This is a genomic window from Corynebacterium bovis DSM 20582 = CIP 54.80 (genome assembly GCF_030408615.1).
Taxonomy (GTDB): domain Bacteria; phylum Actinomycetota; class Actinomycetes; order Mycobacteriales; family Mycobacteriaceae; genus Corynebacterium; species Corynebacterium bovis.
In genome coordinates, this window is the sequence record NZ_CP047187.1 from 1,732,906 (window position 1) to 1,759,047 (window position 26,142).

The 26,142-nt window shown below is 74.1% G+C and carries 22 protein-coding genes, 2 tRNA genes and 1 pseudogene; 12 read left to right on the forward strand and 13 right to left on the reverse strand.

The features are described from left to right. A complete protein-coding gene (locus CBOVI_RS07015) occupies nucleotides 1–873 on the forward strand; it encodes an HAD-IIA family hydrolase (RefSeq protein WP_010269312.1) in 873 nt (290 codons plus the stop codon). A gap of 55 nt (nucleotides 874–928) precedes the next feature. Here the strand turns inward: CBOVI_RS07015 and CBOVI_RS07020 are convergent, their stop codons facing one another. Next, a complete protein-coding gene (locus CBOVI_RS07020; RefSeq protein ID WP_010269308.1) occupies nucleotides 929–2,041 on the reverse strand; it encodes an alpha/beta fold hydrolase in 1,113 nt (370 codons plus the stop codon). A gap of 233 nt (nucleotides 2,042–2,274) precedes the next feature. On the opposite strand from CBOVI_RS07020, the gene CBOVI_RS07025 reads away from it, so the two are divergent. From CBOVI_RS07025 to CBOVI_RS07040, 4 genes are all read left to right on the forward strand, one after another. Continuing rightward, nucleotides 2,275–2,751: an acyl carrier protein gene (locus CBOVI_RS07025; protein WP_010269305.1), complete on the forward strand. Its 477-nt coding sequence runs from the start codon at nucleotides 2,275–2,277 to the stop codon at nucleotides 2,749–2,751. A 20-nt stretch (nucleotides 2,752–2,771) separates the two neighbouring features. Continuing rightward, entirely contained in the window at nucleotides 2,772–3,593 is an 822-nt protein-coding gene (locus tag CBOVI_RS07030; RefSeq protein ID WP_010269302.1) for a serine hydrolase domain-containing protein, read from the forward strand. A gap of 492 nt (nucleotides 3,594–4,085) precedes the next feature. Continuing rightward, nucleotides 4,086–4,529: a hypothetical protein gene (locus tag CBOVI_RS07035; protein WP_125186098.1), complete on the forward strand. Its 444-nt coding sequence runs from the start codon at nucleotides 4,086–4,088 to the stop codon at nucleotides 4,527–4,529. Nucleotides 4,530–4,595: 66 nt separating this feature from the next. Then, complete coding sequence (locus CBOVI_RS07040; RefSeq protein WP_010269297.1) at nucleotides 4,596–4,946, forward strand: hypothetical protein; 351 nt, start codon at nucleotides 4,596–4,598, stop codon at nucleotides 4,944–4,946. A gap of 7 nt (nucleotides 4,947–4,953) precedes the next feature. On the opposite strand, the gene CBOVI_RS07045 is transcribed toward CBOVI_RS07040, so the two are convergent. Continuing rightward, nucleotides 4,954–5,946, reverse strand: a complete 993-nt coding sequence (locus CBOVI_RS07045) for a GDSL-type esterase/lipase family protein (RefSeq protein WP_183273613.1) — start codon at nucleotides 5,944–5,946, stop codon at nucleotides 4,954–4,956. Between the two features lie 308 nt (nucleotides 5,947–6,254). Continuing rightward, nucleotides 6,255–6,328: transfer RNA gene (locus tag CBOVI_RS07050), tRNA-Ile, on the reverse strand. A gap of 269 nt (nucleotides 6,329–6,597) precedes the next feature. Here CBOVI_RS07050 and CBOVI_RS07055 point away from each other — a divergent pair. After that, nucleotides 6,598–6,672 (forward strand) — tRNA-Asn (locus CBOVI_RS07055). An 89-nt stretch (nucleotides 6,673–6,761) separates the two neighbouring features. Here the strand turns inward: CBOVI_RS07055 and CBOVI_RS07060 are convergent. Then, nucleotides 6,762–7,754: an urea transporter gene (locus CBOVI_RS07060; protein ID WP_125186101.1), complete on the reverse strand. Its 993-nt coding sequence runs from the start codon at nucleotides 7,752–7,754 to the stop codon at nucleotides 6,762–6,764. A gap of 238 nt (nucleotides 7,755–7,992) precedes the next feature. Between CBOVI_RS07060 and CBOVI_RS07065 the strand changes: the two genes are divergently transcribed. The 3 genes from CBOVI_RS07065 (at nucleotide 7,993) to CBOVI_RS07075 (ending at nucleotide 12,051) form a co-directional block, all read left to right on the forward strand. Continuing rightward, on the forward strand, nucleotides 7,993–9,012 hold the full coding sequence (locus CBOVI_RS07065; protein WP_010269920.1) for an amidohydrolase family protein: 1,020 nt from the start codon (nucleotides 7,993–7,995) through the stop codon (nucleotides 9,010–9,012). Nucleotides 9,013–9,179: 167 nt separating this feature from the next. Continuing rightward, nucleotides 9,180–10,475 (forward strand): FAD-dependent oxidoreductase, encoded by a 1,296-nt coding sequence (locus CBOVI_RS07070; protein WP_010269917.1) that lies wholly within the window; start codon nucleotides 9,180–9,182, stop codon nucleotides 10,473–10,475. A 193-nt stretch (nucleotides 10,476–10,668) separates the two neighbouring features. Next, a complete protein-coding gene (locus tag CBOVI_RS07075) occupies nucleotides 10,669–12,051 on the forward strand; it encodes an FAD-binding oxidoreductase (protein ID WP_125187296.1) in 1,383 nt (460 codons plus the stop codon). Between the two features lie 90 nt (nucleotides 12,052–12,141). Here CBOVI_RS07075 and CBOVI_RS07080 read toward each other — a convergent pair whose 3' ends face one another. Beyond that, complete coding sequence (locus CBOVI_RS07080) at nucleotides 12,142–13,044, reverse strand: Lrp/AsnC family transcriptional regulator (RefSeq protein WP_010265406.1); 903 nt, start codon at nucleotides 13,042–13,044, stop codon at nucleotides 12,142–12,144. Between the two features lie 197 nt (nucleotides 13,045–13,241). On the opposite strand from CBOVI_RS07080, the gene CBOVI_RS07085 reads away from it, so the two are divergent. After that, on the forward strand, nucleotides 13,242–14,099 hold the full coding sequence (locus tag CBOVI_RS07085) for a pirin family protein (RefSeq protein WP_083825975.1): 858 nt from the start codon (nucleotides 13,242–13,244) through the stop codon (nucleotides 14,097–14,099). Between the two features lie 234 nt (nucleotides 14,100–14,333). Here CBOVI_RS07085 and CBOVI_RS07090 read toward each other — a convergent pair. The 4 genes and pseudogenes from CBOVI_RS07090 to CBOVI_RS07105 all read right to left on the reverse strand — a co-directional run. Next, nucleotides 14,334–14,609 (reverse strand): annotated as a pseudogene (locus CBOVI_RS07090) (metal-sensitive transcriptional regulator); the annotation flags it as partial. A gap of 237 nt (nucleotides 14,610–14,846) precedes the next feature. Next, complete coding sequence (locus CBOVI_RS07095; protein ID WP_010265396.1) at nucleotides 14,847–17,054, reverse strand: heavy metal translocating P-type ATPase; 2,208 nt, start codon at nucleotides 17,052–17,054, stop codon at nucleotides 14,847–14,849. Nucleotides 17,055–17,202: 148 nt separating this feature from the next. Continuing rightward, nucleotides 17,203–17,907, reverse strand: a complete 705-nt coding sequence (locus CBOVI_RS07100) for an MBL fold metallo-hydrolase (RefSeq protein WP_010265393.1) — start codon at nucleotides 17,905–17,907, stop codon at nucleotides 17,203–17,205. Further along, nucleotides 17,904–19,022 carry an S-(hydroxymethyl)mycothiol dehydrogenase gene (locus CBOVI_RS07105; RefSeq protein ID WP_010265390.1) on the reverse strand — a complete coding sequence of 373 codons (1,119 nt, stop codon included), beginning with the start codon at nucleotides 19,020–19,022 and terminating at the stop codon, nucleotides 17,904–17,906. The genes CBOVI_RS07100 and CBOVI_RS07105 overlap by 4 nt, the downstream gene beginning before the upstream one ends. A gap of 309 nt (nucleotides 19,023–19,331) precedes the next feature. On the opposite strand from CBOVI_RS07105, the gene CBOVI_RS07110 reads away from it, so the two are divergent. Next, entirely contained in the window at nucleotides 19,332–19,652 is a 321-nt protein-coding gene (locus tag CBOVI_RS07110) for a hypothetical protein (RefSeq protein ID WP_050798184.1), read from the forward strand. A gap of 40 nt (nucleotides 19,653–19,692) precedes the next feature. Here CBOVI_RS07110 and dnaG read toward each other — a convergent pair whose 3' ends face one another. Continuing rightward, the gene (dnaG, locus tag CBOVI_RS07115; protein WP_010265385.1) at nucleotides 19,693–21,633 is read right to left on the reverse strand and encodes a DNA primase; all 1,941 of its coding nucleotides are present in this window, start codon (nucleotides 21,631–21,633) and stop codon (nucleotides 19,693–19,695) included. 75 nt (nucleotides 21,634–21,708) lie between these two features. On the opposite strand from dnaG, the gene CBOVI_RS07120 reads away from it, so the two are divergent. Next, complete coding sequence (locus CBOVI_RS07120; RefSeq protein ID WP_083825977.1) at nucleotides 21,709–22,302, forward strand: guanyl-specific ribonuclease; 594 nt, start codon at nucleotides 21,709–21,711, stop codon at nucleotides 22,300–22,302. Between the two features lie 53 nt (nucleotides 22,303–22,355). Here the strand turns inward: CBOVI_RS07120 and CBOVI_RS07125 are convergent, their stop codons facing one another. The 3 genes from CBOVI_RS07125 to CBOVI_RS07135 form a co-directional block, all read right to left on the reverse strand. Beyond that, the gene (locus tag CBOVI_RS07125) at nucleotides 22,356–23,720 is read right to left on the reverse strand and encodes an MFS transporter (RefSeq protein ID WP_125187294.1); all 1,365 of its coding nucleotides are present in this window, start codon (nucleotides 23,718–23,720) and stop codon (nucleotides 22,356–22,358) included. Between the two features lie 287 nt (nucleotides 23,721–24,007). Continuing rightward, nucleotides 24,008–25,291, reverse strand: a complete 1,284-nt coding sequence (locus tag CBOVI_RS07130) for a deoxyguanosinetriphosphate triphosphohydrolase (protein ID WP_010271535.1) — start codon at nucleotides 25,289–25,291, stop codon at nucleotides 24,008–24,010. Nucleotides 25,292–25,425: 134 nt separating this feature from the next. Then, nucleotides 25,426–26,112 carry a YdcF family protein gene (locus CBOVI_RS07135; RefSeq protein ID WP_043363006.1) on the reverse strand — a complete coding sequence of 229 codons (687 nt, stop codon included), beginning with the start codon at nucleotides 26,110–26,112 and terminating at the stop codon, nucleotides 25,426–25,428. Nucleotides 26,113–26,142 lie beyond the last annotated feature (30 nt).

Genomic DNA, 26,142 nt, shown 5'->3' on the forward strand with positions numbered 1-26,142 from the left:
ATGACGATCTCCTACCTCACCGACATGGACGGTGTCCTCATCCGCGAGGGCGAGATGATCCCGGGGGCCGACCGCTTCCTCCGGGGCCTGCGGGACAACGACATCGAGTTCATGGTGCTGACGAACAACTCGATCCACACGCCCCGCGACCTGTCCGCCCGGCTGCGGACGACGGGCCTGGACATCGAGCCGGAACGCATCTGGACGTCAGCGACGGCCACCGCGTACTTCCTCTCCTCCCAGGTCAAGGAGGGCACGGCGTACGTCGTCGGTGAGTCGGGGCTGACCACGGGCCTGCACGAGGCCGGGTGGGTGCTCACGGACGTCGACCCGGAGTACGTCGTCCTCGGCGAGACGCGCACCTACTCCTTCGAGGCGATCACGACGGCCATCCGGCTCATCAGCCGGGGCGCGAAGTTCATCTGCACGAACCCGGACGTCACCGGGCCGGCCCCGGAGGGCATCCTCCCGGCGACGGGGTCCGTCGCCGCGCTCATCACGGCCGCGACGGACCAGCACCCGTACTTCATCGGCAAGCCGAACCCGATCATGATGCGCAGCGCGCTGAACACGATCGGCGCGCACTCGGAGAACACGGTCATGATCGGCGACCGGATGGACACCGACGTCAAGGCGGGGCTGGAGGCGGGTCTGAAGACCGTCCTCGTCCGCACGGGCATCAGCAACGACGCCGTGATCAGCAAGTACCCGTACCGGCCGACGCGCATCGTGGAGTCCATCGCCGACGTCGCGGACTCCGTGCTCGACCCGTTCGGGGAGCACGAGGGCGTGACCGGGGCGACGGCGCCCGGCGGTGCGGACGCCCCGGAGGCCTCGGGGCACGGGGCCGACCCCGGCGTCCCGGAGGACTGAGCCCGGCCCGTCCCGCCGGTGGGGCTGCGGCGTGCCGGAGAACTGAGCCCGACCCTCAGCCATCCCCCGCGCCGGCGTCTCCGAGGGCGTCGTCGACGAGCCCCCGGATCGCCCGGGTGACGTCCTCGGGGCGTTCGAGAATGACCATGTGGCCGGTGTCGTCGAGCTCCATCACCGTGACCCCGGGCTCCCCCGGGTGCCCCGGCACGTCGGGCCACACCCGGGCGATCTCCTCGGTGAGCGCGACGGGGGCGAACGCGTCCTTCCGGCCCGCGATCGCGATCCCGGGGATGCCGGCGAGCAGCGGCCCGACCGCCGCCTCGGAGTGCGTGGCCAGTTCGTCGAGGAACCCCAGGATCGTCGTCACGCTCGTCTCGTTGATCATCGACGCGTGGAAGGCCACGATGTCGTGCCGGGAGGACTCCCCCTCGTCGAGCGCCTCGTGGAAGACGACCGTCGCCAGCGTCGGCTCGACGAGCGTCGCGACGCTGCGCTTGAGCACCGCCGCGAGGGGGAGGATGCGGTCGCCCGCGCGCCACACCGCCCGCACCGCGCGGGAGCCGAGCAGCCGGGTCACGCCGTGCCGCGAGAACGCCCCGACCGCGCCGTTCACCACGACGATCCCGGCGATGCGGCGGCGGACGGCGTCGTCCATGAGCCTGACCCCGGCGAACACGGTCTGCGCCCCGAGGGAGTGACCGACGAGCACGATCCGCCCCGTGGGGACGAGCTCGTCGATGACGCGCACGAGGTCCCTCCCCGTGGCCTCGACGGTGAGGAGCCGGTCCTGGTCGTCGACGGAGAACCCGTCGACGCTCTCCGGGAGGCGGGTCTGCCCGTGGCCGCGGGTGTCGCTGAGCACGCACCGCACGCCGGGAATCCGGCGCAGGTGCCTGACCTGCAGGAAGAACGACTGCGAGGTGAGGGTGAACCCGTGGGAGAACACGACGGTCACCGGCGCGTCCTCCGGGCCGATGTCGTAGTAGCGCAGGTGGACGCCGTCGTCGGTGGTGATCTCGCCGGTGCGGTCGACGTCGGTGAGCCCCGGCTCCTCCGTGGGGTCCTCCGCGCGCCGCCGTTCGGCGAGGCTCCGCGCCCGGGTCACGGGCGAGACCCGGTGCCACCATTCCCGGAGGACGGCCTGGGGACGGAAGACGGTCGGTGACATGTGCGGCTCCGGGGTCGGTGGGATGGGGTGCGGGAGGGGGGGACGACGACGCCCCCGGCCGGGGTGCGACGACGGTCCCGGAGGGGTGCGCACGGTGGGCCCGGGGACCCGTCCTGTTGATAGCATGGTGGACTGACTGACCGGAGTCCCCGGTGACACGCCGTCACCCGGTACCCGGCCCTGACCAACTGCACACCGGTGTCGACGTCCCGGTGGGGAAAGGTGCGTGAGCGGTGGCACAGATCTCCCGTGAGGCCCAGGAGAAACTCGCCCGGCTGGCCGGGCTCCCGACCCCGGACGGGGAGTCCGAGGGCCTGGCGCAGCCCGCCGACCCCGACGCCCCGGACGCCCCGGACGCCCCGGGTGCGGACCGGCCGACCGGTGGCGCGTCCCGCGCGGCGCTCCGCGAGACCGGCCGGGCCACGGCGGACGCGGAGATCTTCGCCGATCTCGCGCGCATCATCCAGGACGCGACCGGCATCGACATGGAGGAGATCGAGCCCGGGCAGGACCTCGAGGACGACCTCCACATCGACTCGCTGTCGCGCATCGACATCGCCGTGCGGCTGGAGGACCGGTACCACGTGCTCGTCGACGAGCAGGCCATCTTCTCCGCCCGGACGGTGGCGGACGCCGTCGAGTTCATCCGCAACGAGGTCGGCGCCCAGGACGGGCACGACGGGGGGTCGTCCGGGGACGCCACGGCCTGACGCCGCGATATCCTGGCGGGATGACGCCTCCACCCACCTCCGCCGCGTCCGTCCTCGCCACGACCGACGACTGGCCGGTCGACCACGTCTCCGCCGCGGTCGTCGCCGACGGCCGGGTGACGTCCCACGGCGACGCCGACCGGGTGTACGCCCTGGCCAGCGTGTCGAAACTCGTCACCGCGTACGCGGTGCTCATCGCCGTCGAGGAGGGGGCGTTCGGCCTCGACGACACGGTCGGTGACGTCGCCGGGGAGGCCGGGACCGCCGTCGACGGGCCGCAGGACGCGACGGTCCGCCAGCTGCTCGCCCACGCCTCGGGGGTGGGGTTCCGGTCGCGGGAGCGGGAGCGCCCGGCCGGTCGGCGTCGGATCTACTCCTCGGCCGGGTACGAGATCCTCGCCGACCTCATCGCGACGACCGGCATCCCCTTCGCCGGGTACGTGCGGGAGGCGGTGTGCGCGCCGTTGGGGGTCGAGATGGACCTGGGGGGTTCGGCCGGTCACGGTTTCCGCGCCTCCCTCCGCGCGGTGACGACGCTGACCTGCGAGTTCCTCGCCCCGACCCTGGTGTCGGCCCGGACGTGGGAGGAGGCGTTGAGCCCGCAGTTCCCGGAGCTCGACGGGATCGTGCCGGGTTACGGGCGGCAGACGCCGTGCCCGTGGGGCCTCGGCCCGGAGCTGCGGGGCGGGAAGTCCCCGCACTGGACGGGCGGGTCGATGCCGGCGGACGTCGCCGGACACTTCGGGCAGTCCGGGACGTTCGTGTGGTTCCACCGTGACAGCGGCCGGGCGGCGGTCGTGCTGACGGACCGGGACTTCGGTGACTGGGCGAAGGAGCGGTGAGCGCCAGTCAACGACGCGCTATGGGCGGCGGGCGACGGGCGCTGACGCCGTGACGCCGCCGGGGGGCGGGGAGCGGCCGGGGGACGTGACGGGCGATGTGACGGGCGCCGGAGCCACCGGGGCGGCACCGCCGCCGGGGGCGGGTCAGGGGTACCGGGGACGACGCCCCCACCGCACCTGTGTTCGACCCCGTTCAGGGGGCCTGTCCGGGGCGCGGACTAGGTTCAGTGCCGATCCGGAACCGCCGCGCGGGGCCGGAGCTCCGCCCCACACGGACACGACAGGCAGGACCCCTCGATGACCCCACACACCTCCGGCCCGGACTCCACCCCGGACCGCCTCTCACCCGCCGATCCGGTGCCCACTCCCGGTGTGACGCCTCCGCTCTCCGCGTCCCCCGCGGTTCCGCCCCTCCCCCAGGGCCCGGCGTCCGGGCCTGTGGAGGCCGGGCCCGTCGGCCGGGTTCCGCGCAGCGAGCGGCCCCTGACGCGCGTGCGGTCCACGGTCGTCCAGTGGATCGGCGTCGCGTTCGGCGTGCTCATCCTCCTGGGCGCGACGGGCCGGCTGACCGCCGCTCCTGTCCAGGCACTGGCGACGGCCCTCCTCGCCTTCGCGGTCATCCTCCCCTTCGCGTGGACGATCCGGTGCCGGCACCGGGACCGCAGGGCCTTCCTCGCCTGGACGCAGGAGATCGAGACCACGCGCAGGATCGCGCCGTACCTCACCGACGCCGACAGGTCGCTGCTCCAGGGGTTCGACGACATTCCCGCGCCGCGGCCGGTGCCCCGGCGGTGGCCTGCCGTGGCGGCGGTGACGCTGGGCCTGGTCATCGTGGCCATGCTCCTCGCACCGCCGGAGCCCCGGCCCGACGCGTCGGGGACGGCGCCGGCCCCGGCGTCTCACCCGAACGGGGGCACTGTCCCGGCCGGGCGCTAGATTCAACGCTGCGTGACGGATGACGTCACCGTCGCCCGCCCGGGCACCCGCAGAGAAAGTCGCCCGATGCCCACCTTCACGATTCCCCCCGCCTCCCCGGACCCCGACCTCGGACCCGGTGGCGTCACCGGCAGCGTCGTCCCTGCCCACACCGCCCCCGGCCGGGCCGGGTCCGCCGCACCCGCCGACCCCGCGACCGCACCCGGCGCGACCCCGGACCGCACGGCCCGCGTCCTGCCGTTCGCGCTGGTGGCGCTGCCGACGCTCAGCATCCTCGCCACGGTGCTCTTCGCCGTCACGGGAACGTCGCCGTCCCCGACGGCGGTCATGGCGGTCATCGGCTGCCCGGTCGTCGTGCTCCTCGCGGTCATCGCCGCCGGGGTGCGGCAGCTCGCCGCCGACCGACATACCCCGTAACAGCCGGTCAGGGCAGCGCGCCCGCGATCCGGCGCGCGACGAACGCCGATCCGGCACGTGAGGGGTGGAACATCATGTGGTAGTCGGGCGTGGTCGTGTCGACGACCCCGGCAACCCATCGCCGGGCGTCCGGCGCACAGGAGTGGTGGTCGGCCGACCCGTCGCGCACCTCCACGTACGTCGCCCCGATCTCGCGGGCGGCGTCGACCTGATTCGCGCGGTTCCAGTTCTCCACGTCCCGCAGCAGCGGCAGGGGAAAACCCACCGGCCGATCGGGCACGACGTTCACGGCGCAGTAGACCGCCGTGACCGGGTCGGCGACGGTGAGCTGGCCGGGCACGATGATCCGCGCCCCGGGGGCGACGGCGCGGACACGGTCAGCCGCGGCATGCATGTCCGCGAGGTAGGCGTCCCGGACGGCACGGGGGTCGAGGATGTCGACCCCGTCGAGCGCACCGTAGGGGCCGTAGTTGTTCATGCCCGCCGCGAGGACGACAGCGCGGGTACCCGGGTGGATGTCCCCGGCGGCGATGGCCCGGTCGATGCGGTGCAGTGACCCGCGGGATGTCTGCGCCGTGCACGACCAGTCGGCCACGGGCACGCCGGTGAGGTCCGCGAGCTGACGCGGTGCGTTGTCCGGCGACTGGAGGCACCCCTCCCGGGAGGGGTAGCCGTCGAAGACCAGGGGGTTGATGTCCCGGGTGAGGTTCCGGGTCTGGTCCGGGTTCGCGGTGAAGGAGTCTCCGAGGTAGACGACGTTGCCCTCCGGTTCAGCATCGGCGGACGTCGTCGCGGGGCCGAGCGCCACGGTCACCGCGGCGAGGCCGACCGCCGCGGCGGCGACGGCGCCGGCCCACCCGACCCGGCCGCCGGCGGGTGGACGTCGGTGGCGCGGTCGGGACGCGCGCTCCCGGTGGCGCGGTCGGGACGCGCGCTCCCGGTGGGGCGCGGAGGGCTCGGCCGCCCGGTGGTGGCTGTCGACGGGACGGGGCGTGGTCATGGTGGGGTCTCCTCTGCACGTCGGTGACGTCGCCCGTGGTTGTCGGGGACTGCACCGCCGCGTCGCCCACCGGCCGCCGGGACCGCTGCGCCGGCCACCGGCTTCACACGTCATGAATACAATTCATTACTGACGATAACCCCACCACAGATATCGCACAACCGTATTAATAATGCAGCCGCCAGCTGCCCGGCCTGGCCATACACTATGAAGCTCCCGTTGCCCGGACCCGGCACCTCGCCGGGACGCCCCCTCGGCGTCCGTCGCTGTCCCGGTGCCACCCGGACACAGATCCCCCGTCGCTCGAGTGGGCCCAGCGGGGCTCGAACCCGCGACCAACGGATTATGAGTCCGCGGCTCTAACCGACTGAGCTATAGGCCCGTGGTCGATCATTTAACCACATTGACCACGTGCCTCCGGAGCGCCCCCGGGCCCGGAATCCACCCCTCTCCGCCGGCCGCGGGCACCCCGCGGGCGCTCCCCCGGGCGCCCGTCGGGACACCGCCGGCACCGGCCCCCGGGCGGGCCCCGGGGCACCCCTCCCGACGGTCCCGCGGACGCCCGGATTCGGCCCGCGACCAGCCAATTTGCTTAGTCTTCGAGCTGCTCTGTAAGCTGTGGTCTCGTTCGACGCACTACGCGCACGACATTCCCCCGTAGCTCAATGGCAGAGCATTCGACTGTTAATCGAAGGGTTACTGGTTCGAGTCCAGTCGGGGGAGCCACGGAAGACCCGCTGACCCCAGCGGGTCTTTTTTTGTACCCCGGTCGCGCCCCGGGGTGAGCGCCCGGCCAGACCCCGGTCACGCCCCCGTCACGTCCGCCGCGCCGCCCGCCACGTCCGTCCCGCCCACAGCACGATGAGGACCACCCACACGGGGACGATGAACGGCCAGGTGTACGTCGGCACCGGAAGATGGACCATCAGACCGGCCGTGGCCTGCGACAACAGCAACCCCACGACAGCGGCCGCGACGCGCACCCACAACGGCCCGGTGACGAAGACGGCTCCGAGGGCGATCGTCACGAGCACCCCCGAATACCCCAGCAGACCGTGGATGAGCTTGTCCGGGTCCTGGCCCGTCGCGAGCCCGAACAGGTACTCCCCCACGGCCCCGAGCAGCGCCGCGAGCCCGATCCTCCACGACGCCACGGCGAGCCCGACAAGCACGAGCACCCCGGTGAGGGGGTCGTCGACGAGCATGACCTCCGACACGTTGCCGAGCACGGCCTCGACCGCCTCCGTGACCGCGCCCCCGGCGGGCAGCGGCGGCACCGGCTCCGGCGGCACGTACTGCGCACCGAGCACCGCGAACAGCCCCGACGCCACACAGAACGGGGCGGTGAGCACCGGCAGCCCCGGCTCCCGGATCCCCGGCGCCGCGAACAGCTGGGTGAGCAGCCGCGTGACCACGACACCGGCGAGTGCACCGAGGACGGTGGCGACGACGGCCGCCTCCGTCTCCTGCCACGTCATCCAGCAGGCGACCCCGATGAGCGCCCCGTTGTACCCGGCGAGCCCCTGGCGGATCCCCTGCCACTCCCCGGGCCCCGGGCAGGCCGTGACGTCCCGGCCGCCGCGACGGCCGGGGAACCGGTCGCCGACGGTCGCGACGAGCGCCACGACGGAGCCGAGGACCGCCATGGCCGCGCCCGGCCGTGTCGCATGGGCCAGGCCGACGAGGATGAGCAGGCCGCACCACGGTCCACCGGCGAGGAAGATCTGCGAGAAGCCGTTGAGGACGGTCGCCGGGACACCCCGGACCCCACGCCGCACGGCCGCCATTGACACCGCTGAGCTATTCACGTGGCATGACTGTACGCCTCCCGGGGCCGGCCCTCACCCGGCGTCCCCGGGCCGCAGCCGACGTTCCGCCGGGTGCTGCCGTGACGATTCACGGCGTCTCACGCCCGACTGATGACGGATAGCTGCATCATTCCGGATATTTCGTCGATGTGGTGCGTTTAGTGGCTGCCGTCGACCGGGAGCGGCTTGACTCGGACACGGCACCACGAACTGACACGGTCAGGACCAGGAGGACGAGATGACAGCATCAGCAGACCACGGCACCGACGCCCGGCTGACCAGCCTCGAGGGCAAGGTCGTCGACAGTCACGCCCACGTCTACCCGGCGCGCTACCTCGACGAACTCGAGCGGATCGGGGTCTCCCCCGACTCGACGAAGATCGCCCGCAACATGCGCGCAAGCAACGAGGACGAGGACATGGCCGCCCGGCTGCGCATGATGGACGACGCCGGCGTCGACGTCCAGGTGCTCTCCGTCACCCCGCAGCTCCCCGCCGTCGGTGACGCCGACGACGCCGCCGCGGCCTGCCGCATGGCCAACGACATCTACCGGCAGATCATCGAGGACCACCCGGACCGGTTCATCGCCTACGGCGCGATCCCCTTCGAGCACCCGGACAAGGCCCTCGAGGAGATCGCGTACTGCCTCGACGAGCTGGGGTTCGTCGGCATCGCCGTCAACGCCGTCCTCGACGACCCGGCGGCGGCCGTGACCGACGAGCGCTACCGCCCGATCTTCGAGGAGCTCAACCGGCGCGGCAGCATCCTCTACTTCCACCCGACGGGCCAGAGCGCCCACTGCCGGCCGATGGCGGACCACGGCCTCGCGTGGGTCAACGGCGCGCCGGTCGAGGACGGCATCGTCACCCTCCAGCTGCTCAAGGCCGACTACCCGCGGACGTACCCCGACCTGCGCTTCCACCTGGCCCACCTGGGCGGCGACGTGCCGTTCCTCTCCCAGCGCCTGGAGGACAACTACGAGGACTGGGGCTCCTTCCCCGCCTCCCCCAACGAGATGCTGCGCACGATGTGGTTCGACGCCGCGAACTTCACTGGAGCCTCCCTGCGCCTGTCCGCCGAGATCCTCGACCCGCGGAAGATCCTCGTCGGGTCGGACTACCCGTACTTCCAGGACGAGAAGTACACCCGCGCGGTGACGTACATCCGCGACGCCGGGCTGTCCGACGACACGACGGCGGCCATCCTCTCCGGCAACGCGCAGCGGCTCTACGACAGCTCGCTCCGCCGGGAGCGCTGACCGCCGCACCACCGGCACCAGCGGCGCCACCGCACCAGCGGCGCCCGGGACTCCACCACACCACCGACCACCACGCTCCACCACACCACCACTCCACCGGCACCACCGGCACCCAGGACTCCACCACACCACCGACCACCACCATCCCCGACGAAAGGTCACCACCCATGACCACCCCCACCACGCCCGGCGCCAGCACCACGCCCGCCACGGATACCGCTGACACCACGAACACCGCTGACACCACGCCCGCCACGGACACGGACGTCGTCGTCGCGGGGGCCGGCATCGCCGGCCTCACCGCCGCCCTCGCCCTCCACGCCCGGGGCCTCAGCGTCACCGTCCTCGAGGCCGCCCACGAGCTCCGCCCGCTCGGCGTCGGCATCAACCTCCAGCCCGCGGCGGCCGAGGCCCTCGCCGACCTCGGCCTGCGCGACCGGCTCGAGGCCGTCGCGATCCCGACCTCGCAGGCGGTCTACCTCACGCAGGACGGCACGGAGCTGTCGCGCCGCACGTTCAGCGGCGACGCCCGTCAGTTCTCCGTCCACCGCGGCCGGCTCCAGATGATGCTGCTCGACGCCGTGACGGAGCGCCTCCCCGAGGGCTCCGTCGTCACCGGGGCCCGGGTGACCGGCGTGAGCGGGGATGCGGAGGGGGTGACCGTCCACACGGGGTCGGCCGGCGACCACCGGGCGCGGGCGGTGCTCGGGGCCGACGGCGTGCACTCCGCGCTGCGGGCGTCGCTCCACGGCGGGGACGAGCCGTACCTCTGGGAGGGCACGACGATGTACCGGGGCACCTGCGACGCCGACTCCCCGTTCCTCGACGGCCGGTCGATGGTCCTCGTCTACGGCGACGACGAACGCCGGTTCCTCGCCTACCCGATCTCCGCGGAGGCCGCGGCGGCCGGCCGGTCGCTCATCAACTGGGTCGCGATGGTCCCGGACCACGACCCGACCGAGCTCGGCGACGACGGCATCCGCAACATCCCGACGGACCCGGCGGACGTCGTCCCGGCCTACCGCGGCTGGGGCTTCGACTGGCTCGACATCGAGGGTCTCATCGCCGACTCCTCGGACGTCCTCACCTACCCGATGGTCGACCGGGAGCCGCTGTCGTCCTGGGGCGAGGGCCGGCTCACCCTCCTCGGGGACGCGGCGCACCCGATGTACCCGATCGGCGCGAACGGCGGGTCGCAGGCGATCCTCGACGCGGTGTCCGCCGCCGCCCACCTCGCCGGGGACGACGGCCGCCCCGTCGACGACGTGCCCGCCGCCCTCGCCGCCTACGAGGAGGAGCGCCGCCCCCGCACGACCGAGGTCGTCCTGGCCAACCGCCGCCTCAACGCCACGGAGCGCGGCATCGCCGAGAAGAGCCCCGCCGAGCTGCGGGACATCGCCCGGTCGGGCCGGTTCCAGGAGATCCAGGAGGCCTACGCCCGCGGGGACTTCGACGCGGTCTAGGGACGACGCCGCCCTCCCCCGGCCCACGTCCCCACCCGCCGCCGCCCGTCCCCGGGCCCGCCGCGCCACCACCGGCGACCGCCGCCCCGGACCGCACCGCACCCCGCCTGACCGCCCGCACCCCGTACGCACCCCGTACGCGCACCGCACCGCACCCACCCGCACCCACCCGCACCGACCGACCGGAGACCGCATGAGCACCGCCGAGACCACCCCCGCCACGCGCGACGACCTGCTGCGCGCCCTCACCGACGCCCTCTCCCCGGGTGCCGTCGTCACCGACCCGGACATCGTCGAGGGCTACCGTCGTGACCGCACGATGGACCCCGGCGCCGGGACCCCGCTCGCGGTCGTCCGGGCCCGGGACGAGGACGACGTCCGCGCGGTCATGCGGTTCGCGACCGCCCACCACGTGCCGGTCGTCCCCCGCGGGGCCGGGAGCAGCGTCGTCGGCGGGTCGACCGCCGTCGAGGGCGCGGTGACCCTCAGCCTCGAGGCGATGGACGGCATCGCGGTCGACGCCGCGGCCATGACCGTCACCGCCGGTCCGGGGGCCGTCACCGGGGCGGTGCGCGCGGCCGCGGCGGCGGAGGGCCTGGCCTACCCGCCGGACCCGACCTCGGCGGACTTCTGCTCCGTCGGCGGCAACGTGGCGACGAACGCCGGGGGCCCGTCCGGCACGGCGTCCGGGTCGACGGCCCGGCACGTCGTCGCCCTGCGCGTCGTCCTCGCCGACGGCACGGTCCTCGTCCTCGGCGGCCCGTCCCGGAAGGCGTCCGCCGGGGTGCCGCTGCTGGACCTGTTCATCGGCTCGGAGGGCACGCTCGGGGTCGTCACCGAGGTCACGCTCCGCCTGCTCCCCGCGCCCGCGCCGCAGCACACCGTCGCGGCGTTCTTCACCGACGTCGACGACGCGGCGGCGGCCGCCGCGGACATCGCGCACCGGCTCCTGCCGTCCGACCTCGTCATCCTCGACCGGACCGCGCTCGAGGTCGCCGAGCAGGCCGTCCCGATGGGGCTGGAGGAGTCGACGCAGGCCGTCCTCTACGCCGCGTCGGAGGAGTCCGGGGCGGCGCTCATGGCGCGGATCTGCGGGGACCACGGTGCAGCCGACGTCTTCACCACCGACGACGCCCGGCAGGCCGAGGCGGTGAGCCGCCCCCGGTCGGCCATGTACGAGGCCCTCGAGGGCCGGTACGCGATGATCGTGGAGGACGTCGTCGTCCCCCTCCCCGCCGTCGGTGCGTACCTGGGCACCGTCCGCCGCGTCGCCGCCGACGCCGGCCAGCAGGTCCTCACCTACGCCTACGCCGCCGAGGGCGTGGTCCACCCGGTCATCCCGTTCGACCCGACGGACGGGGCGTCGGCCGGGCGCGCGGCCGGGGTCGCCGCGACGCTGCGCGCGGAGGCCGCCGCCCTCGGTGGCGCGGTCGCCGGCGAGTACGGGGTCGGCGCGGACAAGCGGGACGCCGTCGCGGACCTGGTCGGCCCGGCGGTGGCGGAGGTCCAGCGCCGCGTGAAGGCCGCGCTCGACCCGGACGGGCTGCTCAACCCGCGGGTGCTCGTCGGGGACTAGGGCCGCGCCGCCGGCTCACCGGGCACCGGACCGCGCCGCCCGCTCGCGCCGGCCCGCCGGTTCAGGCCGCCGGCCGCCCGCGCCGCCGGCTCACCGGGCACCACGTTTGAGCACGCGGCCCATGGGGACGACCTCCTGGGCGGTGACGCCGTACCCGGAGAGGTGTCCGTCGACAAACTCGACGAGCTCCCGCAGCCCCGGGGCGACGACGTTGACGGCGAGGGTGAACCTCCCCGACGTCGCGGCGACGAACCGGCAGAAGGGGTGCCGGCTGAGGTCCGCGGCGAGCTCCCGGATGCGGCCGGGGGCGACGGTGACCCACACCATCGCGTCGACGCTGAGTCCCTGCAGCTCCGGGGCGATCTCCGCCTCGTGGTAGAGCACCCCCGTGTCCACGAGCCGCCGGATGCGGCGGGTGACGGTCGTGGCGTCGACCCCGGCCGCCGCCGCGACGGTCCGGTGCGGCCGCCGCCCGTCGGCGCGGAGTTCGCGGATGACGGCCCGGTCGACGTCGTCGAGGCGGTGCGCCGGCCACTCCACGGCCTCCGCCCCGCTGACCGTCCACACCTGGAGCAGCTGCAGTGCCTCGACGCGGTGCGTCCGCCGGTCGTCGGCGATGCCCCCGAGGACCGGGTCGTCGTGGTGCGGCGCCGAGACGAGACCGCAGACGAGCTCGTCGCGCGCCACGGACGTCCGCACCCAGCGGGTGCGCGGCTGCCGGGCGAGGACGACGCCGAGCTGGCTGACGTACGTCGTGTCGCTCCACGCGCGGATGAGCCAGGACACCCGCCCCTCGAACCCCGGCAGGGTCCGCGCGACGACCCGCACGAGGCCCCGGTCGGTGAGCCGGCGGTAGCGCCGGGCGGCCGTGCGTTCGCTGACGCCGATCCGGCCGGCGAGGGTGGCGACGCTCGCGAGCGGGTCGCGTTCGAGTTCCCGGGCCAGGGCGCGGTCCGTCGCGTCGACGCCCGCCCCGCCTGTGTCTGTGGTCATCGCTCCTCCTCGGCGGGGTGGCCCGGCCCGGGTGCCGGGGTGCCCCGGGTGGTCCCGGCGGTGTGTTCCCGGGGTGACCCGGGTGGCCCCGACGGTGCGTTCCCGGGGTGGCCCGGGTGGTCCCGGCGGTGTGTTCCCAGGCGTCACGCTACCACCCGGGTACGCCCGGAAGGCCCCACCGGCGTAGGGTAGGTGACATGTCATCTACTCTCACGCCGCACGCGCTCGTGATCCGGTCCGCCGACCGCCACATCTGGCCCGGGGCGGAGGTCCGCTCCCGGCAGTCCTTCGCCGCGACCGGCAACTCCGACTTCATCGGCAACGCCTTCGGCCTGCTCCTCGTCCACAACGACGACGTCGTCGCCCCCGGCGAGGGCTTCGACATGCACCAGCACCGGGACGTCGAGATCGTCTCCTGGATCATCGACGGCCGCGTCCGCCACCGCGACTCCGACGGCCGCGACCTCCTGCTCACCCCGGGGATGTCCCAGCACGTCAGCGCCGGGTCCGGGGTGCGGCACTCCGAGGTCAACGCCAACGGGTTCACCAGCGGCCGGTCGCTCCGGGTGATCCAGGTGTGGCTCCCGCCGGACCGGACGGGCACCACGCCCCGCCACGCCGAGGCGGACTTCTCCGCCGCCCTCGCCGCCGGCGGGTTCGTCACCGTCGCCGTCGGCCCGGACCGGGAGGGGGACGACGACGCCCGCCTCCGCGACGACACCGCCTCCCCCACGGCACCGAACCCGCTGCGCACCGGCACGACCGGGGCGGTGTTCCGCGTCGCGCACATGACACCGGGCGAGACCCTCACCGCGACCGACGGGGAGGCACCGTACGTCCACGTGTTCGTCGCCACCGGGGAGGTCACGGTCGGCGGCCCCGCATCCGAGCAGCTCACCGGCGATTCCGGATCCGGTGCGGGGACCACGCTCTCGGAGGGCGACGCCGTCCGACTCACCGGCGCGGGAGCCCTCACGCTCACCGCGTCCGCCCCGTCCGAGGTGCTCGTCTGGGAGATGGACCGCCGCGCGGACGAACCGGCCCCCGCCGCCTGACCGCGCCGCGCGCCACCGGTGCCCGCCACCGGCAGCGCCGGGGCAAAAACCGGGCGCCGTCACCGTCCCGCCCTCCCTCTCATGGCAGTCACTGGCAGCGCCGGGTCAAAAATCGGGTGTTTTCTGACCCCCAACTGCCAGTCACTGACATCTGGCGGCGGCGCATGACCCGGGACTGCCGGTCGCTGACACATGACGGTCACGGCGCACCACGCCGTGACCCCGGAACGCCGGTCAGCGCACGAGGCGCGCGATGGCGGCGGACGCCTCCGCGAGCTTCGCCTCGGCCTCCTCACCGCCCGCCTTCGCGGCGTTGACCACGCAGTGCTGCATGTGATCGTCGATTAGCGCGAGCGCCACCCCCTTGAGCGCCGACTGCAGGGCCGCGACCTGCGTCAACACGTCGATGCAGTACTGGTCCTCCTCGACCATCCGGTGGATGCCGCGGACCTGCCCCTCGATCCGGCGGAGCCGCGCGAGGTAGCGCTTCTTGTCCCCGGTGTACCCGTAGCCCTGCGGCCCGTCGGCGTCGCAGCCGGCGCAGTCGGCCGAGCCACCCGTCGTCTGCGGTTCCGCGTCCGCCGGGGGCGTCGTGTCCCCGGGTTCCTACTGTTGCTGCTGTGTCACCAGCGGCCCTCCTCGTCGTCGTCCGTCGATCGCGTCCCCGCTGCCGTGCCCGCACACGGTACCGCGCACCCACGCCGCGCCGCTGGCCCGCACCACCGGACCCGGGCCGCGCGCCCCGGGTCACGCGCGTCCGGCGTCGTCCACGACGGACCGGAAGCCACGCAGCCGCAGGCTGTTCGTCACGACGAACACGCTGGACAGGGCCATCGCCAGCCCCGCGATCATCGGGTCGAGCAGGCCCAGCGCCGCGAGGGGGATCGCCGCGACATTGTACGCGAACGCCCAGAACAGATTCGCCTTGATCGTGCCCAGCGTACGCCGGGCGAGCCGGACCGCGTCCACGGCCGCCCGGAGGTCGCCGCGCACGAGCGTGAGGTCCGCCGCCTCGATGGCCACGTCCGTCCCGGTCCCCATCGCCAGCCCGAGGTCCGCCTGGGCGAGCGCCGCCGCGTCGTTGACACCGTCACCGATGACGGCGACGACCGCCCCTCCGGACTGGAGCCGCCGCACGGTGTCGACCTTGTCCTCGGGCATGACCCCGGAGATGACGTCGTCGATCCCCACGGCCTCCCCCACGGCCTCCGCGACCCGGGCGTTGTCCCCGGTGAGCAGCACCGGCCGGAGCCCCAGGCCGCGCAGCTCGGCGACGGCCTGCGCACTGTCGGGCCGCACGGTGTCGGCGACGGTGAGGCACCCCGCCCACGTGTCGTCGACGCCGACGTGCACGGTCGTGCCGACGGGCACGCCCTCGACCGCCCCGTCCGGGACGTCGACGAACCCCCGGCCCACGGTCACCCGCCGGCCGTCGACGGTCGCCTCCACCCCGCGCCCCGGCACGTTCCGGAACCCGGTGGAGACGGGGACGTCGCGCCCGTCGGCCCCGCTGCCGGCGGTCCACACGTCGACGACCGCCCGGGCGACGGGGTGCTCCGAGTTCGCCTCGACGGCGGCGGCGAGCCGCAGCACGTCGTCGTGGTCGTACCCCGCGGCGGGGCGGACGTCGGCGAGCGCCATCCGCCCGGTGGTCACGGTGCCGGTCTTGTCGAGGACGACGGTGTCCACCGCGCGGGTGGACTCCAGGACCTCCGGGCCGCGGATGAGCACGCCCATCTGCGCACCACGCCCCGTGCCGACGAGCAGGGCCGTCGGCGTCGCGAGGCCCAGCGCGCAGGGGCAGGCGATGATGAGCACCGCGACACCGGCGGTGAACGCCTGTTCCACGGCGGCGCCGGTGAGCAGCCACACCGCCAGCGTCGCGAGGGCGAGGACGATGACGGTCGGCACGAACCACGTCGACACCCGGTCGGCGAGCCGCTGGACCCGGGCCTTGCCGGACTGGGCCTCCTCGACGAGCCGGGCCATCTGCGCGAGCCGGGTCTCCCGGCCGACGCGCACGGCCTCGACGACGAGCCGGCCGCCGGCGTTGACCGTCGCCCCGGTCACGGTGTCGCCCGGCCCGACCTCCCGGGGCACGGACTCCCCCGTGAGCATGGACTCGTCGACGGCGGAGGCCCCGTCGACGACCGTGCCGTCGGTCGCGATCTTCTCCCCGGGCCGGACGACGAACCGCGCCCCGACGGTGAGGTCGTCGACGGGCACGCGGACCTCCCGCCCGTCCCGGATCACCGCGACGTCCCGCGCGCCGAGCTCCGTCAGCGCCCGGAGGGCGTCACCGGCCCGGTGCTTCGCCCGTTTCTCGACGTACCTCCCCGCGAGGATGAACGTGACGACCGCGGCCGTCGACTCGAGGTAGATGTGCGCCCCGCCGTCACTGAACAGGGCGTAGAGGGACCACAGGTACGCGGCGGTCGTGCCGACGCTGATGAGCGTGTCCATGGTGACCTGGCCGTGGCGCAGGTTGAGCAGGGTCGCCCGGTGGAACGGCCAGCCGGCCCACACGTACACCGGGGACGCGAGGGTGAGGCAGATCCACTGCCAGTTCGGGAAGTGGAGCAGCGGGATCATCGAGATGAGCATCACCGGCACGGTGAGCACGACGGCGCCGGTGAGGCGCTGGCGGAGCGTGCGGAGCTCCGGGTCCTCGGCGCCGGCGGCCGGGTCGCCGTCGCCGGTGGCGCCGGCCGCGTCGTCGCGGGCCGGTGCGGCCGCCCGGGGCGGGGCAGGGACGGTCGCGCCGTAGCCGAGTTTCTCGACGGTGGCGATGACGTCCGCGGCGGTGACGGGGACATCACCGCTGTCGACGTGGGCCTTCTCCGTGGCGTAGTTGACGCTCGCGGAGACACCGTCGATCTTGTTGAGCTTGCGTTCGATGCGGTTGGCGCAGCTCGCGCACGTCATGCCGGTGATGTCGAGGTCGATGGTCGCCATGCGGCCGACTGTACCCCTAGGGGGTATATGAACCGCAAGGTCCGCGGGCCGACCCGGTGGCCGCGCGGGCCGACCCGGTGGCCGCGCGGAAGGGTCCGGTGACCGCGCGGAAGAGTCCGGCGACCGCGGATGCCCCGCGGGAACCGGCTCAGTGGCCGCGGGCGATCCACTCCTCGAGGTGCGGGGCCTCGTCACCGATGCGGGTCGACGGCCCGTGCCCGGTGTAGACCTCGGTCCGCCCGGGGAGCGTGAGCAGGGACTCCCGGATCGACGCGATGATCGTCGGGAAGTCGCTGAACGACCGGCCGGTCGCCCCGGGCCCGCCCTCGAAGAGCGTGTCCCCGGAGAACAGCACGTCCGCCTCGGGGAGGTACAGGCAGCACGACCCCGGGGAGTGTCCTGGGGTGGAGACGACGCGCAGCGTCGTCCCCGCGACCGTGACCTCCTGCCCGTCGGCGAAGTCCTCGTGCGCGACCCCCGGGTGCGTCTCCTCCCACAGCATCTGGTCCCCCGGGTGGACGAGGACGCGGGTGTCGAGCGTCCGGGCGAGCTCCGGGGCGACGGTGACGTGGTCGTTGTGGGCGTGGGTGCACAGGACGGCGCGGACCTCCCGGCGGCCGACGGCGTCGACGATCGGCCGGGCGTCGTGCGCGGCGTCGACGATGACGCACTCCGTGTCGTCGCCGACGACCCAGACGTTGTTCTCGACCTCCCACTCCCCGCCGTCGAGGGCGAAGACGCCGCTCGTGCGGACGCGGTCGATGCGCAGCCCGGTCGCGCTGAGCCCGCCGGTCACCCCGCCGTCGTGCCCGCCGTGCCCGTCGTTCCCGCCGGTCACCCCGTCGGCGCTCACAGCTCCACCACCGACCGCAGGACCTGCCCGGCCTTCATCGTCTCGAAGGCCTCGTTGACCTGGTCGAGGCCGACCCGCTCGTCGACGAACCGGTCGAGCGGGAACCGGCCCTGCCGGTAGAGGTCGACGTAGAGCGGGAAGTCCCGCTCCGGGAGGCAGTCGCCGTACCACGAGCTCTTCACCGCCCCGCCCCGGCTGAAGACGTCCTGGAGCGGCAGCGTGAGCTCCATCTCCGGGGTCGGGACGCCGACGAGCACGACGCGGCCGGCGAGGTCACGGGCGTAGAACGCCTGCCGGAACGTCTCCGGCAGCCCGACCGCGTCGACGACGACGTCCGCGCCGTAGCCGTCGGTGAGCTCCCGGATCGCCGTGACGACGGGGTGGTCCTCACCCTCGGCGTCCGGGTCGCCGTCGAGGTCGGCGGGGTTGACGGTGTGCGTCGCGCCGAAGTCGGCCGCGCGGCGGAGCTTCTCCGCGGAGAGGTCGACGCAGATGACCGTCGTCGCCCCGGCGAGCCGGGCCCCCGCGACGGCGGCCATGCCCACCCCACCGGCGCCGATGACGGCGACGGACTCCCCGCGGCGCACCTGGCCGGTGTTCACCGCGGCGCCGAGCCCGGCCATGACCCCGCAGCCGAGCAGCCCGGCGACGGCCGGGTCGGTGTCCGGGTCGACCTTCGTGCACTGGCCCTCGTGGACGAGGGTCTTCTCGATGAACGCGCCGATGCCGAGGGCGGGTTCGAGCTCCGTGCCGTCGGTGAGGGTCATCCGCCGGGAGGCGTTGTGGGTGTCGAAGCAGTACTGGGGCTCGCCGCGGCGGCACGCGCGGCACTCGCCGCACACGGCGCGCCAGTTGAGGACGACGACGTCGCCGACCTCGACGTGGGTCACCCGGTCGCCGACGGACTCGACGACGCCCGCCGCCTCGTGGCCGAGGAGGAACGGGAAGTCGTCGGTGATCCCGCCGTCACGGTAGGCGAGGTCGGTGTGGCACACCCCGCAGGCCCGGACGGTGACGACGACGTCGGTCGGTCCCGGGTCGGGGACGACGACGTCGACGAGTTCGACGTCCGCACCCTTCTCCCGGGCGATGACACCTCTGACGGTGGACGGCATGGCTCCTCCTCGCGTGCTGTTGTCTCCGGGGTCCGACGGCCACCCCCCTGCGGCGCGGCCCACCGGGCCCCGGACGGCCGCTCCCCATGGTGGCACAGTCTGTCGGTGCACGTCAGACGCCGTTTATCGGGACCTGTTTTCAGCTGAGCCGGCGGGGTGCGTCCGCCACCCGGACCGGCACCGTCCCCGGGGTCACGTATGATGGGCGACGACTCTCCGCGCGCCCCGCGCGCGCACCCCCGGCACCTCACGGTGCGGCCCCCCGCGCGCCGCCCGTGCCGGACCCCGGACATGAAGGAGGACCGCAGCATGATCCAGCTGGTCGTCGGTGCAGCAGCAGGGTACCTCATGGGAACGAAGGCGGGCCGCCGCCGCTACGAGCAGATCCGCCGCGGCTACGAGGCCGCCGTGAACTCCCCCGCCACCCGGGCGGCCGTCCGGGCCGGGCGCAAGGCCATCGCCGACCGGCTCGACCCCGAGCCGCGGATGCGCGAGGTCCGCGACCTGCGCCGGGACCTCGACGGCACGCAGATCGTCGAACCGGACAGCACGCCCCACGAGCAGGACCGGATCGAGGGCGGGGACCGCTCCACGGACCGCCGCGGGCGCGGCCGGCGGCGCGACCGCTGACCCCGCGGCGCGCGGTGTGACCCCGCGGCGCGCCGCGCCGTCAGTCCCGCAGCGCGCCGTACTCCGCGGCCCGCTCCTGCAGTGACCGGCGGTACTTCTCCAGCGCCATGAGGTCGGCGAAGACGGACGTGTACGCGTCGTGGTCCGTGTCCGGCCGCATCCGCTGCAGGGACGCCTTCATCTCCGCGATCTCGTTGCCGACCCACCGCTCCTGCAGGCGGGCGAGCACCGCGTCGGCGTAGTAGGGCAGGCGGTCCGACGGGCAGTGGATGTCCTCCACCGCCAACTCACTGACGACGGCCCGGCCCATGACGTCGTCCACGCCGGAACTCACGGCGTCGATCCACTCCACCCCACCGGACGCGGCGGCGCACCCTCCCGCCTCCGCGACCGCGCGGGCGACCGCGACGTACGTGGGGTGGCTGAAGCCCTCCGGGGGCAGGAGGTCGAACAGCGCCCCGGCGAGCTGCGGCTCCTGGAGGCCGAGCTTAAGGACCTCCCGGGCGGCGGAGAGGTGCTCGTCGGCCGGGTCGGGCCGCTCCATCCCCGTCACCGCGTGGAGCCTCGGACGGTCCCCGGCCTCGCGGGCCAGCCGCGCCGCGCCCTTCTTCAGCTCGACCGTCGGCGTCGCGCCGCCGCCCCGGCGGGCCTCCTCCCGGACCTGGGCGACGAGGTCGTTCGGGTCGGCCCAGCCGATCCAGCCGGCGGCCTGCCGGGCGTACTCGTCGCGGAGGGCGTCGTCCCGGATCCCGGCGAGCACGGGCACGATGCGGCGCATCGCGTGGACGCGGCCGTCGACACTGTGCGTGTCGTACCCGGCGAGGATCGTGCGGATGACGAACTCGAACATGGGCACCCGGCGCGCGATGATGTCCCGCACGGCGGCGTCGCCGCGTTCGAGGCGCACGTCGCAGGGGTCCATGCCGTCGGGGGCGACGGAGACGTAGGACCGGCCGGCGAACTGCTGGTCGCCGTCGAACGCGCGCATCGCGGCCTTCTGCCCGGCCTCGTCGCCGTCGAAGGTGTAGATGATCTCGCCGCGGAAGAACTGGTCGTCGAGCATGTACCGGCGGAGGACCTGGAGGTGGTCCGCGCCGAAGGCCGTGCCGCACGCGGCGATGGCGGTGTCGACGCCGGCGGCGTGCATGGCCATGACGTCGGTGTACCCCTCGACGATGACGGCCTGGTGGCCGGCGGCGATGGCCTTGCGGGCGAGGTCGATGCCGAAGAGCACCTTCGACTTCTTGTAGAGCATCGTCTCGGAGGTGTTCATGTACTTGCCGAGGGTGTCGTCGTCGAAGAGCTTCCGCGCGCCGAAGCCGATGACGTCCCCGGCGGCGCTGCGGATCGGCCACATGAGCCGGCGGTGGAAGCGGTCGATGGGCCCGCGGGAGCCCATCTTGCTCAGCCCGGCCTCCTCGAGCTCCTTCGCGGAGAAGCCCTTGCGGAGCAGGTGCTTGGTCAGCGTGTCCCAGCCGCCCGGGGAGTAGCCGCAGCCGAAGCGTTCGGCGTGGGCGTCGGTGAAGCCCCGGTCGGCGAGGAAGCGGCGGGCGACCGCGGCGCCCTCGTCGTCGGGGTCCTCGTAGCGTTCCCGGTAGAACTGCTGGGCCGCCTTGTTCGCGGCGATGAGCCGCTGGCGGGTGCCGGGTTCGACGCGCCGCCCGGGGCCGCCGCCCTCGTAGGTGATGCGGTAGCCGATCCGTTCGGCGCACTGTTCGACGGCCTCCGGGAAGCTCAGGTGCTCGAGCTTCATGAGGAAGGAGAAGACGTCCCCGCCCTCCCCGGTGGCGAAGCAGTGGAAGTACCCCTTGTTCGGCCGGACGTGGAAGGACGGCGTCTTCTCGTCCTTGAAGGGGCTCAGGCCCTTGAGCGAGTCCACGCCTCCCGGGGTGAGCTGGACGTAGTCGGCCACGACCTCCTCGATGGGGGTCTGTTCGCGGATCGCCGCGATGTCGCGTTCCGGGATACGGCCTTTGGGCATGGGCCCATGATAGCCACCGGGGCAACCCCCGGCGGAGCTCGCCGCCGACGGGCCGGTGTGGTTCACTGTGTGGTCATGGCAGCAGGTTCACAGGGTCGGGGCCGGGGGTCCCGACGCTCCCGCGCGGTCACGGGGGCGCTCGCCGCGGTGGCGGTCGCCGCTCTCGGCGCGTTCGGGTACACGGAGGTCACCGGGGACGGCCCCGGGCAGGGGTCGTCACCGTCGTCGCATTCCCCGCAGGGGCAGGGCGGGCGCGGTGACCGGCCGGGTCAGGACGGCGGGTCCGGAGGGGCCGGAGGGTCCGGTCGGGCCGGGCAGGGTGGCCGGGAGGGTCGGGGACTGTCGGGGACCTGCCCGGTGACGACGCTGCCCGGCGAGGCCGACGCCGTCATCGACGAGATCCTCGCGGGCGCGCCGCCCCGCCACCCCGGGGACGACGGGAAGCACTTCGGCAACTACGAGGGGGCGTTGCCGTCGGAGGCGTCGTCGTACTACCGGGAGTACACCGTGGACACCCCCGGGGCCCGGACGCGGGGCGCGCGCCGGATCGTCGTCGGCGGCGGGACCCGGACGGACCCGGACGTCTGGTACTACACCGGGGACCACTACGCGAGCTTCTGCGCCATCCCCGACGCCGAGGACCAGGAGGCCCCCGCCCTCCCCCGGTGAGCCGGGGTCACGGGGTCACGGGGTCACGGCCCCGGCGGCGGTCGTGACCGGGATCAGGGGGTCACGGCCCCGGCGGCGGCGGTCCGGCCGGCGTCACCGGCGTCACCCGCCCCGCCCGCGTCACCGTGCCCGCGGCCGGCCCGCGCGTCCCGCACCGAGACGACGGCCAGCCCGACCGCGGCGACGAACGCGACCGCCAGGGGCACGACCGCGAGCCGCAGCACGTCCTGGCCGGACAGCCCGAGGCCGAGCAGGATCCCGCCGACGGCCGGGCCGACGATCGACCCGATGCGCCCGGCGGCCGACGTCCACGCGACGGCCGTCGTCCGCGTGCCCGCCGGGTAGAAGGCGACGGCCGCGACGAGCTGGCCCACCTGGCAGGCGGTGACACCGACACCCGCCCCCGCGACGAGGAGCAGGGTGACCGCGGCCGGGACGTGGGCGCTCGCCGCGGCGACCGCCCCGACACCACCGATGACCGGGGCGACGACGAGCGCCCGCCGGATCCCGGTCCGGGCGACGACCGGGACCATGAGCGCCCCGCCGACGACCCCGCCGAGGCCGAACACCGCCGTGCCCTTCGGCGCCTGCTCCGGCGTGAAACCGAACGCGAGCAGCAGCGTGGGGATCCAGTACATGAGCGCGTAGACGGCGATGAACACCGCGAAGGAGAACAGCCACAGCAGGAGCGTGCGGACCCGCAGCCCGCGCTCGAGCATCCGGCCGACCTCCGCCTGCCGGCGGTGCTCCTCGCGGGCGTCCGCGTCGCCGGTCGCCGCGGCCCGCTCGGCCCCGACCGCCGGGAGCACGGCGGCGATGACGGCGGCGAGGACGAGGGGCAGCAGGCCCGCCACCCAGAACACCCCGGTCGCCCCGACGGTCCGGATCAGCGGGCCGCCGACCATGCCACCGACGGCCCCACCGGCGATGATGCCGAGGGCCACGCCGGCGGACACCCCGTGGCGACGCTCCTCCCCGGACCGGGCGACCGCCAGGCCGATCGCGGCGGGCAGCACCGCGCCGAGGCCGAGGCCGGTGAGGAACCGGGTGACGTCGAGGAGGATGCGCAGCTGCGTCGGCAGGACGAGCGCGGTGAGCACCGTGGCGAGGCCGAACCACGCCGTGCCGCCGATGAGCACCGTTCGCTGGCCGACGCGCGCGCTGAGCCGACCGCAGGCGAGGAAGCCGAGGACCGCGCCGATGTTCGTCAGGGTCAGCGGGACGGTGAAGTACTGCGGCGCGACGCCCCACTGGTGGGCCAGCGTCGGGATGAGGAACGACATCGCGGCGGAGTCGAAACCGTCGAGGAGGACGGCGAGCGTCCCCGCGATGACGGCACTCCACGCAATGGACCGGGCGGCGGGAATCAGCGGGGACACCGAATCCGAATTGTCCGGACGGGGTTTTTTCTCGGTCATTGTCGTCCTCCGTGACGGCAGTCGAAAAGAACAGGGCACGACGCCGGTCGGCCACGGTGGGGATAAATCACGGTGGGGATAAATGACGGAGGCGACGGTGCGGAATTGTACGGAGGGGAAAATTAATGACCCGTCCCCGCGGCGTCAATAGGTCCGTCGCGCCGCAGCCCCCACACCCGCTCCCCCCGTGCCCGGCCGGGGGCACCGCCCGTCACCCCCGGGCGACGCCGGCCCCGGGCAGCCCGCCCGTCACCCCCGGACGGCGCCGGCCCCGCGCGCCCCGCCGGTCACCCCCAGGCGACGCTCACCCCGGAGATGCCCCGGTCCAGCCGCTCGATCCGCGACTCCGTGAGGGAGGCGACCTGGTCGACGACGACCCGCATCCGCGCGGCGTCCGTCTCCGCCTCGAGCCACCACGGCCGGAACAGCGGGTCGAGACTGCCTGGCGCGCCCTCCGCCAGGTACCGGGTGACGCGGAAGATCCGGTCGCGCTGCCGCTCCTGTTCGGCGAGGTGACGGTCCTCGTCCATGACGTACAGGACGGCGACGGACTTCAGCAGCACCACCTCCGCCTGCACCGTGTCCGGCACGGCGAGGTCCGCCGCGAACCGGCCGAGCGGCCCGTCCCCGTGGACCGCCCGGGTGCCGCTCACGGCGGCGGTGACGAACCGGCTCACGAGTTCGCTCGTCATCGACTTCAGCGCGACGAGGTCACCGAGGCCGCCTCCGAAGTCCGCCGCCCGCGCGACGACGGGCATGGACCGCAGCCGGTCCGCGGCCTCGAGCAGTTCGGCGGGGTCGCCCCCGAACGCCCGCGCCCCCTTCTCGGCGAGGGCGGCGAGTTCCACGAGGTCCCACAGCACGGCGAGGGTGACGCGCCCGGAGAGAATTCCGTCCTCGACGTCGTGGACGGAATAGGCGACGTCGTCCGCCCAGTCCATGACCTGTGCCTCGAGGCACTGCCGTCCGACGGGGGCGCCCTCCCGGATCCATTCGAGAATGGGGAGGTCCTCGGCGTAGGCCGAGTATTTCCGACGCCGCGTCCCGTCCGCGTCGACGGGTCCCCAGGGGTATTTACAGGCCGCGTCGAGAGAGGCGCGGGTGAGGTTCAGTCCGCAACTCACCCCGTCCGGACTGACCGTCTTCGGTTCGAGCCGGGTGAGAATTCTCAGTGTCTGGGCGTTTCCCTCGAATCCGCCGCAGTCGGCCGCGGCGTCGTCGAGGGCGCGCTCACCGTTGTGCCCGTACGGCGGGTGGCCGATGTCGTGGCAGAGGCCGGCGAGGTCCGCGAGGTCGGCGTCGACGCCGAGGGTCTTGCCGAGCCCGCGGGCGATCTGCGCGACCTCGAGGGAGTGGGTGAGCCGGGTCCGGGGCGTGTCCCCCTCCCCCGGGCCGACGACCTGGGTCTTGTCCGCGAGCCGGCGGAGCGCGGCGCTGTGGAGCACCCGGGCGCGGTCCCGGTCGAAGTCGTCGCGGCGGTCGGGGACGGCACCGGCGAGGCCGAGGGTCTTCGGCGTCACCGGCAGGATTCTCGCCGTGTCGTGGGCGGAGTACGTGAACGGGCGTGGCATCCTCGGTCCTCGGTCGCGGGAAGGGGTGGGTCAGGGCGGGTCAGGGCTCAGGGGGCTCGGGCGCGGGGGCGGCCGCGGGGGGCGCGGCGCCGGCGCGGGTCAGGGGCCGCCCCGGTGGTGCACCCGGCCGGCGGTCACGGGCCCGTCGCCTCGTCGGCGAGGGCCTTGAGGGCGTCGACGGTGTAGTCGCTGCCGGCCTTGTCCGTCACCTTGTAGTACAGCAGGCCACCGGTCTCGTGGATGATGCTCGACAGCTGGGCGGACCGGCCCGCCACCGCCGGGCCCTCCCGCGTCGGCGAGGCGTGGGCCGGGACCCCCTGGTCCCCGACCATCTCGGTCGCGCGGAGGGAGTGGGCGGGGTCGGTCACGACGACGACGCTGCCCCACCCGTTCTCCTTCGCCGCCGTCCCGAAGGCCTTGGCGGATTCGAGCGTGTCACTGCCGGTCGGCAGCGTCGAGATCGCGTCGCCGGGGATGCCCTTGTCCCGGAGGTACGCGGCCCCGGCCTCGGCCTCGGTGTAGGAGTCCCCGGCGAGCTTGCCGCCGACCGTGACGATCCGGGGGGCGACGCCCCGCCCGTAGAGGTCGGCGGCGTGGTTGAGCCGCGCGGCGAACCAGTTCGACGGGCGGCCGTCGTACTGCGCCGCGCCGAGGACGAGGATGGTGTCCGCCGGGGACGTGTCGTCGTCCCGGGCGTGCGCCCACACGTGACCGGCCACACCGACGGACACGACGACCGCCAGCAGGACCGTGCCGAAGACGGCGTAGATGATCCCCCGGGCACCGGCACCGACGATCCTGAGCGCGTTGAGCACAGCCATGCCGACCACGATACGCAGCGTGGCCCGGAC